This is a genomic window from Azospirillum sp. 11R-A (genome assembly GCF_049472615.1).
Taxonomy (GTDB): Bacteria; Pseudomonadota; Alphaproteobacteria; order Azospirillales; family Azospirillaceae; genus Azospirillum; species Azospirillum palustre.
Genome location: NZ_JBCEBL010000061.1, coordinates 1 through 9565 on the forward strand (window position 1 = coordinate 1; position 9565 = coordinate 9565).

General features: G+C 68.6%; 10 protein-coding genes and 1 pseudogene. 9 read left to right on the top strand and 2 right to left on the bottom strand.

Annotation, left to right across the window (positions count from 1 at the left end):
• Positions 1 to 249: 249 nt before the first annotated feature.
• On the top strand, positions 250 to 744 hold the full coding sequence (locus tag VH569_RS34965; protein ID WP_423321844.1) for a molybdopterin dinucleotide binding domain-containing protein: 495 nt from the start codon (positions 250 to 252) through the stop codon (positions 742 to 744).
• 9 nt (positions 745 to 753) lie between these two features.
• Here VH569_RS34965 and VH569_RS34970 read toward each other — a convergent pair whose 3' ends face one another.
• Positions 754 to 1920: an aminotransferase gene (locus VH569_RS34970; protein ID WP_423321846.1), complete on the bottom strand. Its 1167-nt coding sequence runs from the start codon at positions 1918 to 1920 to the stop codon at positions 754 to 756.
• A 122-nt stretch (positions 1921 to 2042) separates the two neighbouring features.
• Here VH569_RS34970 and VH569_RS34975 point away from each other — a divergent pair, with 122 nt between their 5' ends.
• Genes VH569_RS34975 through VH569_RS34995 form a run of 5 tightly spaced genes read left to right on the top strand, consistent with a single transcriptional unit; the run spans position 2043 to position 6506 of the window.
• On the top strand, positions 2043 to 3296 hold the full coding sequence (locus VH569_RS34975) for a trans-sulfuration enzyme family protein (RefSeq protein WP_423321847.1): 1254 nt from the start codon (positions 2043 to 2045) through the stop codon (positions 3294 to 3296).
• Positions 3293 to 3841: an OsmC family protein gene (locus VH569_RS34980; protein WP_423321849.1), complete on the top strand. Its 549-nt coding sequence runs from the start codon at positions 3293 to 3295 to the stop codon at positions 3839 to 3841. The genes VH569_RS34975 and VH569_RS34980 overlap by 4 nt, the downstream gene beginning before the upstream one ends.
• Before the next feature lie 30 nt (positions 3842 to 3871).
• On the top strand, positions 3872 to 4699 hold the full coding sequence (locus VH569_RS34985; protein WP_423321850.1) for a MetQ/NlpA family lipoprotein: 828 nt from the start codon (positions 3872 to 3874) through the stop codon (positions 4697 to 4699).
• 51 nt (positions 4700 to 4750) lie between these two features.
• Entirely contained in the window at positions 4751 to 5869 is a 1119-nt protein-coding gene (locus VH569_RS34990; RefSeq protein WP_423321852.1) for a methionine ABC transporter ATP-binding protein, read from the top strand.
• On the top strand, positions 5850 to 6506 hold the full coding sequence (locus VH569_RS34995) for a methionine ABC transporter permease (protein WP_423321854.1): 657 nt from the start codon (positions 5850 to 5852) through the stop codon (positions 6504 to 6506). Before VH569_RS34990 ends, VH569_RS34995 begins: the two co-directional genes overlap by 20 nt.
• A gap of 31 nt (positions 6507 to 6537) precedes the next feature.
• Here the strand turns inward: VH569_RS34995 and VH569_RS35000 are convergent, their stop codons facing one another.
• Entirely contained in the window at positions 6538 to 7257 is a 720-nt protein-coding gene (locus VH569_RS35000; protein ID WP_423321855.1) for a GntR family transcriptional regulator, read from the bottom strand.
• A 204-nt stretch (positions 7258 to 7461) separates the two neighbouring features.
• Between VH569_RS35000 and VH569_RS35005 the strand changes: the two genes are divergently transcribed.
• The 3 genes and pseudogenes from VH569_RS35005 to VH569_RS35015 form a co-directional block, all read left to right on the top strand.
• Positions 7462 to 8304 carry an ABC transporter ATP-binding protein gene (locus VH569_RS35005; RefSeq protein WP_423321857.1) on the top strand — a complete coding sequence of 281 codons (843 nt, stop codon included), beginning with the start codon at positions 7462 to 7464 and terminating at the stop codon, positions 8302 to 8304.
• A 51-nt stretch (positions 8305 to 8355) separates the two neighbouring features.
• Complete coding sequence (locus tag VH569_RS35010; RefSeq protein ID WP_423321859.1) at positions 8356 to 9375, top strand: ABC transporter substrate-binding protein; 1020 nt, start codon at positions 8356 to 8358, stop codon at positions 9373 to 9375.
• Positions 9375 to 9565, top strand: a pseudogene (locus VH569_RS35015) (ABC transporter permease); the annotation flags it as partial. The gene VH569_RS35010 and the pseudogene VH569_RS35015, both read left to right, overlap by 1 nt.

Genomic DNA, 9565 nt, shown 5'->3' on the forward strand with positions numbered 1-9565 from the left:
GGGGGTGGAGGACGTCTTCACCGGCGGGCTGACCACCGAGGAATGGCTGGAACGGCTCTATGAGGANACTTCCGCAGCTTCCTGGCGGCCGGGCTTGCCGAAATCCCCCTGGTCGAGCCGGAGAAGGTTCTGCTGCAAGCCTTCCGCGCCGACCCGGACGGATCGCCGCTGCCCACCCCGTCCGGCCGGATCGAGGTCGGTTCCGCCACCATCGCCGGTTTCGACCTGCCCGACTGCCCCGGCCATCCGGTGTGGCGCGACCCGGCAGAGCATCCGGGTCTGGCCGGCGACGACGGCCCTCTGCATCTGCTGTCCTGCCAGCCGGCGACCCGCCTGCACAGCCAATACGACCACGGCGCGGTCAGCCGGGAGAGCAAGATCGCCGGGCGGGAGCCGATCCGCATTCATCCCGGCGATGCGGCGGCGCGCGGCATCGGCAACGGCGACGTGGTGCGGGTGTTCAACCGGCGCGGTGCCTTTCTGGCCGGTGCGGTGCTGACCGAGGGCATCCGGCCCGGCGTGCTGCAGATCGCCACAGGCGCTTGGTACGATCCGGTAGACCCCGATACCGACGGCAGCCTCGACGCCCATGGCAATCCCAACATGGTGACGCCCGACACCGGCACCTCCGATCTCGCCCAGGGTTGTTCGGCCCAGAGCGCCCTGGTCGAGGTCGAGCGCTTCACCGGCCCGCTGCCACCAATCCGCGCCTTCCAGCCGCCGCGCTTCGTCGACCGTCCTTGACGGTTGCCATCAGGCGGCCCCGGCGCGCCTGCACCAGTCGGCAAGCCGCTCCAGCGCCTGATGCAGCAGCGGCAGCCGCTTGGCGAAGCACAGCCGGATCAGCGAGGTCATGTCGCGCTCGACATAGAAGCTGCTGACTGGCACGGCGGCGACTCCCGATTCGGCGACCAGACGGCGGCAGAAGGCGAAATCGTCTCCATCACGGTCGAATTCACCGGTCTCCACGCACAGGAAGTAGGTGGCGCCGCAATCGAGCACGCTGAAACCCAACTCGCGCAGCCCGGCGGCAAGCTGGTCGCGGTTCTGCTGCAGGGTCGCCTGCAGGCCCCGGAAATAGGAATCGTCTAGCCCCAGCCCGAAGGCGACGGCGGCCTGGAGATGGGGCGGCGTGGCGAAGGTCAGATACTGGTGGGCGCGGGCGACCGGCTCCAGCAGCGCAGCCGGCGCTGTGACATACCCGACCTTCCAGCCGGTGACCGAGAAGGTCTTGCCGGCCGAACCGATGCGCAGGCAGCGGCCCTGCGCTTCCGGCAGCGTGTAGAGCGGCACATGGGCGCGGCCGTCGAATGTCAGATGCTCGTAGACCTCGTCGCAGATGGCGATCAGGTCGTGGCGCTCCAGCAGCCCGGCCAGGAAGCCCAATTCGTCTAGGCTGAAGATCTTGCCGTTCGGGTTCATCGGCGTGTTCAGCAGGATCGCCCTGGTCCGCGGCGTGATCGCGTCGAGAATGCGCTGGCGCGGCAGTTCCCAATGTGGCGGCTCCAGCCGGATCGGCACCGGAACCGCTCCGGCACGGCGCAGCAGCACGCCGTAACAGTCGTAGGCCGGCTGGAAGACCAGCACCTCGTCGCCCGGTTCCAGCAGACCGAAGAAACAGTCGGCCAACGCCTCGGTGGCACCGGAGGTGACCAGCACCTCGGTCGCCCAATCGGCCTCGATGTTCCAGAAGCGGCGGTTCGCCGCCGCCACCGCTTGGCGCAGGGCCGGCAGACCCAGGGTCGGCGGATATTGGTGGGGACCGTCGCGTAAAGCCCGTCCTGCCGCCTCGATGACCTCCGCCGCCTCGATGCCTTCGGGGAAGCCCTGCCCGAGATTGATCGCCCCATGCTCGGCAGCTAGCCGCGACATCGTCTCGAACACCGAGGTGCGCGTGCTGCGGAACACCGAATTCACCATTTTTTCTCGCCCTTTTCCGAGTAGATGCGCAGATTTCACAGTTGCTCTTATTTCTCTATCGTGCAAGTATGTTTATAACAGAGTTTCACGAATGAAACCGCACAGCCTCCGGATTTCCATCCATGACCGATCATTCGTCGAACCGCGGCCGTTGGAGCGGCCTGTCCACGCGCGCTATCCATCTCGGCTATGACCCGGCGAGCGAACAGGGCGCCCTGACCCCGCCGGTCTTCATGACCTCCACCTACGCCTTCGAAACGGCGGAGGATGGGGCGGCGCTGTTCCGCGGCGAGAAGGACGGCTACATCTATGGCCGGACCAAGAACCCGACCCAGTCGGTGCTGGAGGCCCGCATCGCCGACCTTGAGGGGGCGGAAGCCGGGCTGGCGGTCGCATCGGGCATGGCGGCGATCTCCGCCACCCTGTGGACGCTGCTGTCGGCGGGCGATGTGGTGGTGATCGACCACACGCTCTACGGCAACAGCTACGCGCTGTTCACCCGCGGGCTGACCCGCTTCGGCATCCGGGTCGAGCTGGCGGACTTCACCGATCCTGACGACCTCGCCCGCGCCCTGGCGCTTCGCCCGGTGCTGATCCATTTCGAAACGCCGGCCAACCCGAACCTGCGGGTGATCGACATCGCCGCGGTCAGCGCCCAGGCCCATGCGGCCGGCGCCCTGGTGATGGTCGACAACACCTTCGCCACCCCGGTCCTGCAACGGCCGATCGAACATGGCGCCGATCTGGTGGTTCATTCCGCCACCAAGTTCCTTGGCGGGCATGGCGACCTGATCGCCGGTGTTGTGGTGGGGCCGAAGGCGCTCATCGACCGCATCCGCGGCAACGGCCTGCGCTATCTGACCGGCGCCACCATCGCGCCGCTGACCGCCTTCCTGCTGCTGCGCGGCCTGAAGACGCTGGAGCTGCGCGTCGAGCGCCACAGCGCATCGGCCGCCGCCATCGCCGGGTTGCTGGCGGACCATCCCGCGGTGCGCCGTGTCGATTACCCCGGCCTGCCCGGTTCCCCCGGCCACGACATCGCCCGCCGCCAGATGAGCGGCTTCGGTGGACTGGTCTCCTGCGAACTCGACGGCGGGCTGGAGGCCGGCATCCGCTTCATGAACCGGCTGGTGCTGGCAACCCGCGCGGTTAGCCTGGGCGACGCGGAAACCCTGGTGCAGCACCCGGCAACCATGACCCACGCCACCTACGGCGCGGAGGAACGTGCCCGCCACGGCATCGCCGACGGGCTGATCCGCCTGTCCATCGGCCTGGAGAACCTGCCGGACATCCGCGAGGACATCCTTCAGGCGCTCGACGCCTTCACCCAGACGCGCGGCGCCATCAAATCCCCCCTGCAAGAGGTGCGTCCATGAGCACGCTCAACGAATACCTGGTCCAGAAGCGCATCGCCCATCTGGCGATCAAGGAACGGATCGCGCAGCCCGGCTTCGAGCCGCCGACCCTGTCGGCCCGCGTCAGTGCCGAGGGGCGCAGCGGAATCCGCCGCATCCGCATCCGCGACCATCAGGTGATCAGCGACGCCCCGCCCAACTTCGCCGGCTACGATCTGGGGCCGACCTCGCCGGAACTGCAGCTCGGCGTGCTGGGCAGTTGCGTCACCCACATCACCCTGATCCAGGCCGCAGAGCTGGGCGTGCCGCTGGACAGCCTGGAGGTCGAGGTGGAGGGCGTGTTCGACCCGCGCGGCGGCAAGCCGGGATTCGAGCATATCCCGGTCTATCCGCAGAACCTGCGCTACACCATCCACATCGTCTCGCCCGCCAGCGCGGAGGCGATCGCGGAGCTTCACGAGACGGTCGAGCGGACCTGCCCGATCCTGAACCTGCTGCGCCGCCCGCAGGAGGTCGTCTCCACCATTTCCCACCGGCAGCCGGAAACGGCGGAAGCCGCCGCCTGACACACCGAAGACTCCGGAGCAATGTCCGCCATGACAGGTCGTCTTTTAGGGCGCATCGCGCGCGCCCTGTCCATCGGTGCCGCACTCGGCGCCGTTTTCGCCGCCACCACGAGTTGGGCTGCCGATCCCATCCACCTGAAAGTCGGCATCCGCGGCGGCATCAGCGAACCGATCTGGGAGATCGTCGCCAAGGTGGCGAAGCCGCGGGGATTGGAGATCGAACCGGTGGTGATGGCCGGCACGCTCAGCCCCAACGAAGCGCTGAACACCGGCGATCTTCAGGCCAACGCCTTCCAGCATATCCCCTTCCTGCGCGACCAGATCGCCCAGCGCGGCTACAAGTTGGCCGTGGTCGGCAACACCTACCTGTCGCCCATCGCCTTCTATTCCAAAACATACAAGTCGCTGAAGGATCTGCCGAACGGCGCCAGGGTCGGTGTCCCCGACGATCCCAGCAATGAAAGCCGCGCGCTGATCGTGCTGCGCGACGAAGGGCTGCTGAGCCTGCGCGACGGCTTCGACGCCTACAACCAGACCGCCACCCTGGCCGACATCAAGGAGAACCCGCGCAAGCTGCAGATCGTCGAGGTGAAGTCGGTGGTTCTGGCCCGCTCCTACCAGGATCTGGACGCCGCGGCGATCATCTCCAGCTTCGGATCGCAGGTCGGACTGAACGCCGCGCGCGACGGCATCGCCCAGGAGAAGCGCGACAACAATCCCAACGTCAACGTCATCGTCGTGCGCGAGCAGGACAAGGACGCGCCGTGGGTCAAGCCGCTGGTCGAGTCCTTCCAGTCGCCGGAGGTCCGCGCCCACATCGAAAAGGAACTGGCGGGCATCCTGATCCCTGCCTTCTGAGCGGCCGCATCGCCATGACCCGCCCAATCCGGCAGAAAAGGTAAACCTGCGATGTTGTGGAAACGCGCGACCGCGCATATGGCCGGGCACGCGGCGGCGGCCAATCCGGCCCCCACCGCCCTACCCGACCCGTCATCGCCCCACATCCTGTTCGACGGCGTGCGCAAGACCTATCCCGGCGGGGTGGAGGCACTGCAAACGGTGTCCTTCGCCATCCCGCGCGGCAGCGTCTTCGGCATCATCGGACGTTCCGGCGCCGGGAAATCGACCCTGCTGCGGGCGATCAACATGCTGGAACGGCCCAGCGGCGGCCGGGTGCTGGTCGACGGCATCGACGTCGGCGGGCTGGGGGAGGAGGATCTCGTCCGCCTGCGCCGCCGCATCGGTATGATCTTCCAGCATTTCAACCTGCTGTCGGCCAAGACGGTGCGGGAGAATGTCGGGCTGCCGCTGAAGGTCGCCGGCGTCGCCGCCGCCGAAATCCGCCGGCGGGTGGACGAGTTGCTGGATCTCGTGGGGCTGGCCGACAAGGCCGACGTCTATCCGTCCAAACTGTCCGGCGGGCAGAAGCAGCGCGTCGGCATCGCCCGCGCGTTGGTGCACCGTCCGGAGATTCTGTTGTGCGACGAGGCAACCTCGGCACTCGATCCCGAGACCACCCACGCCATCCTCGGCCTGCTGCGCGACATCAACGCCAAGCTGGGGCTGACCATCGTGCTGATCACCCACGACATGGCGGTGATCCGGGCGATCTGCGACGAGGTGATGGTGCTGGACCGCGGCCACCGGGTGGAGCATGGGCCGGTCTGGTCGGTGTTCGGCACACCGCAGGGCGACGCCACCCGCGCCCTGCTGCGCCCGCTCCAGCACGGGCTTCCCGACGACATCGCCCGCCGGCTGCAAGCCGATCCACCGAAACAGGGCGGCGGGCAGGCGGTGCTGTCGCTGCGTTTCACCGGCGAAAGCCACCCCGAAGGCATCTCGCTCGCCAGCCTGCTGGCGCTGGCACCGGACGCCAAGCTGCTGCATGGCGGCATCGACCGCATCCAGGGCCATGCCCAGGGCGATCTCGTGATCGCCGTTCCCGTCGCGGCGATGCGCTCGGCCGCCGGCGCCCGCTTCTCCCCCGACAGCTGGAAGGTTCTCGGCTATGTCGCCGACGATGTTTGACCGCTATCTGCGCGCCTTCGGCGAAACGCTGACGATGGTCGGAGTGTCCGTCTCCATCGCCATCGCCAGCGGCCTGACCCTGGCCCTGCTGCTGGTCGCCACCGCCCCCGGCGGCCTCTATCCGCGGCAGCGCTTCAACAAGGGGCTGTCGGTGGTGGTGAACGTCTTCCGGGCGATCCCCTTCATCATCCTGCTGGTGGCGCTGCTGCCCTTCACCCGGCTGATCGTCGGCACGACGCTGGGCATCTGGGCCGCCATCGTTCCGCTCAGCATCCACCTGATCGCCTTCTACACCCGCGTCGCCCAGGTCAGCCTGAACGAGGTCGACCATGGGCTGATCGAGGCGGCCCGCGCCATGGGTTTCCGCCGCTGGCACATCGTCCGTCACGTCATCCTGCCCGAGGCGCTGCCGGGCCTCATCGGCGGCATGACCGTCTGCGTGATCGCGATGATCAACGCCTCGGCGATGGCGGGGGCGGTCGGCGCCGGGGGCTTGGGCGACCTCGCCATCCGCTACGGCTATGAACGCTATGAGACCCAGGTGCTGTTCGAGATCATTGTGATCCTGATTGTGCTGGTCACCTCGGTGCAGTTCGGCGGCGAATGGCTGTCGCGCAGGGTCGATCATCGCCGCTGAGGCCATGGCCGCTGAGGCCACCGCCAAAACCTTACCCTTCCCAGCGGTGGGACAGGATGAAGCTGTAGCGTTCGGACCGGATGTGGAACACCGAACGGTCGGCACAGCCGCCGCCGACGAAGACGGAGCGGCGGTCCATCACCAGCACCGGCGCGCCCGCCGGCAGGCCGAGCGCCGCCGCAACCTCCGCATCGGCCGCCGCGGCCTTGACCTCGATGTCGGCGCCGCCGACCGGCTTGCCGACGATGTCCTGCAGGATGCCGTAGATCGGCCGGTGTCCGGCCGCCTGCCAGTCGACCGGTTCCAGGGCCGGCGGCAGCAGGCTGCGGCCCAGCGCCACCGGTTCGCCGTCCACCAGATGCAGGCGGCACACCTCCAGGCAGTGGGGACCGAAATCCTCCCGCAGTTCCGCCGGAGTCGGCACGATCCGCGCCGACAAGGGCCGCATCGTGGCGTCCAGCCCCTGCAGGCGCAGGGATTCGTGGAAGCTGCGCAGGCGGTCGAGCGGATGCTGGACTCGCTTGCCCGCGGTGAAGGTGCCCTTGCCCTTGCGGCGCTCGATCAGCCCGTCCGCCTCCAGCCGGTCGAGCGCCAGCCGGACGGTGACCCGGCTGACGCCGAAGCGGGCCCCGATCTCGCTTTCGGTCGGCAGCCGTCCCGACGGCTCGAACAGACGGGCGGCGATCTCGTCGCGCAGCCGGTCGGCGATCTGACGGTAGAGCGCCGTCGCATTGTCTCGCACCAGGGCCACCCTGCCCTCTCCCCTTCATTGACTGAACCGATCGGCCAGCGGACGCCGCCTTGATGCCACCGGCGACGGGACGGCTCAAGCCCGCATGCCCTTATGACATTCCCTGCGTGAATCGGTCCGAATTCCCTAGTTGCCTCATATTGTATTACATGTATTATATTGTATTATCTGTTTGGATTGGTTGATGCGGGGGAAAATACGGAAATGAACAGTGGAATTCTCGCCGTTCCTCCCACGTTCCCTTGTGCCGCCCAATGGGACGGCGTGCCGCTCCCGCCCAGCGGCGCCGCCTTCCACGTCGACGGCGTGGATTTCGCCTATGACGGCGCGCACCCGATGTTCCGGTCCCTGGCGCTGTCCGCCCGGCCTGGGGAGTTCGTGGCGCTGCTCGGCCCGTCGGGCTGCGGCAAGACCACGCTGCTGAACCTGCTGTCCGGCTTCCTGCCACCCGATTCCGGGCGCATCACCATCGACGGGGAGACGGTGACCCCGGAGATGCCGGCACTCGGCTATGTCTTCCAGTCGCCGCAGCTGTTTCCCTGGCTGAACGTGCTCGACAATGTCCGGTTCGGGTTGCGGATGGCCGGCCGGCTGCCGGATGCGGACCAGCGGGACAAGGCTATGGCGGCACTGGCGCTGGTCGGGCTGGAGGCCGCGGCCGGCAAATTCCCCCACCAGCTGTCGGGCGGCATGCAGCAGCGGGTGGCGCTGGCCCGCGCGCTGGTGCTGGAACCGCGCCTGCTGCTGATGGACGAGCCCTTCGCCGCTCTCGACGCCATCACCCGCGCCACCCTGAACGAGGAACTGCTTCGGCTGTGCGGCCGGCTCGGCCAGACGGTGCTGTTCATCACCCACGACGTGGAGGAGGCGGTGTTCCTGGCCGACCGCGTCGTGCTGCTCGGCATCGCGCCGGCCGGCATCCACAGCGAACTGGCCATCGACCTGCCCCGCCCGCGCCGCCTGCGCGAGACGCGGCGGCTGGAGCGCTTCACCACCCTGACCGACACGCTGCTGGAGCGGATTTCCGCCATCGTCGCCGCCGCCTGAGCCGCGGCCGGGACGATCCCCTGCCAGCCCCCGACCAAGAGGATTTCGCGCATGAACCGGATGTTCGCCGCGGCGCTGTCCGCCGCCCTGTACGGCTCCATCGCCCTGCTCGCCGGCATCGCCCCGGCCGGCGCCGCCACCACGGGCGACAACCGCCCGCTTCGGATCGGCTGGGTCTTCGCCATGGCCAACGCCCCGGCGCTGGTCGCCGACCGCAAGGGCTTCTATGCCGAAGAGGGGCTGGCGGTGGAGGCCAGGCCCTTCGGCGACGGGCCGGTGATCCAGCAGGCGCTCGCCGCCGGCGAGCTGGACGTCGCCTATATCGGCGCGCCGCCGGTCTATCAGTGGGCGGCGCGCGGGCTGGACAGCCGCATCCTGGCCAAGGTCAATTACGGGCAGGCGGCGGTGATCGCCAACAACCCGGCCATCGCCAAGCTGTCCGACCTGCGCGGCCGCAAGGTCGCCGGGGTGGCGCGCGGCAGCGGGATGGATGTCCTGCTGCGCGGCATCGTGCTGAAGGAGGCCGCCGGCCTCGATCCCGACCGCGACCTGTCGGTGGTCTCCATGCCGGTCGGCAACATGAACGCCGCGCTGGACAGCGGCACGGTGGATGCCGCCTTCACTTGGGAGCCCTTCATCAGCCAACAGGTGCTGCGGGGGGGCGCGCATGTGCTGTTCGACGTCAACCAGGCGCTGCCCGGCTATCCCTGGTACGTGGTGATGGCGCCGAAGAAGACGCTGGCCGACCGGCCGGACGATGTGGTGAAACTGCTGCGCGCCCATGCCAAGGCCATCGCCTGGCTGTCCGACCACCCGGCCGAGGGCGACGCCCTGATCGCCGAGGCGTTCAAGCTGGAGCCGGTGAAGCGCGCCGACGGCACCGAGATCGCGCCGGCCGCGGTCGCCGCCGAGGCGCGCAAGCGGCTGGGCTGGTCTGACCGGCTGGAGGACAGCGACCTCGCCTTCATCCAGCGGCTGATGGACACATCGCTGGCGCTCGGCTTCATCCCGGCGCCGATGAAGGCGGCGGACATCGTCGACGGCTCCTACCTCCGCCGGGCGGGCCGCTGATGCGGACCCGGCTCTATGGCTGGGCGGCCTTCCCGGCGCTGCTGCTGGTGTGGAGTGCGGCCGCCTGGAACCTGCCGCCCTATGTCCTGCCGCAGCCCTGGGCGGTGGCGGCGGAGGCGCTGCGCTGGCTGGACAGCGGCCAGCTCGCCGCCCATGTCGGCACCAGCCTGCTGCGCGAGGCCGACATGGG

Coding starts and splice junctions, on each gene's coding strand:
- VH569_RS34985 (WP_423321850.1), top strand. CDS start 3,872: ATGACAGGTCGTCTTTTAGGGCGCATCGCGCGCGCCCTGTCCATCGGT.
- VH569_RS35010 (WP_423321859.1), top strand. CDS start 8,356: ATGAACCGGATGTTCGCCGCGGCGCTGTCCGCCGCCCTGTACGGCTCC.
- VH569_RS34990 (WP_423321852.1), top strand. CDS start 4,751: ATGTTGTGGAAACGCGCGACCGCGCATATGGCCGGGCACGCGGCGGCG.
- VH569_RS34970 (WP_423321846.1), bottom strand. CDS start 1,920: ATGGTGAATTCGGTGTTCCGCAGCACGCGCACCTCGGTGTTCGAGACG.
- VH569_RS35005 (WP_423321857.1), top strand. CDS start 7,462: ATGAACAGTGGAATTCTCGCCGTTCCTCCCACGTTCCCTTGTGCCGCC.
- VH569_RS34995 (WP_423321854.1), top strand. CDS start 5,850: ATGTCGCCGACGATGTTTGACCGCTATCTGCGCGCCTTCGGCGAAACG.
- VH569_RS34975 (WP_423321847.1), top strand. CDS start 2,043: ATGACCGATCATTCGTCGAACCGCGGCCGTTGGAGCGGCCTGTCCACG.
- VH569_RS34980 (WP_423321849.1), top strand. CDS start 3,293: ATGAGCACGCTCAACGAATACCTGGTCCAGAAGCGCATCGCCCATCTG.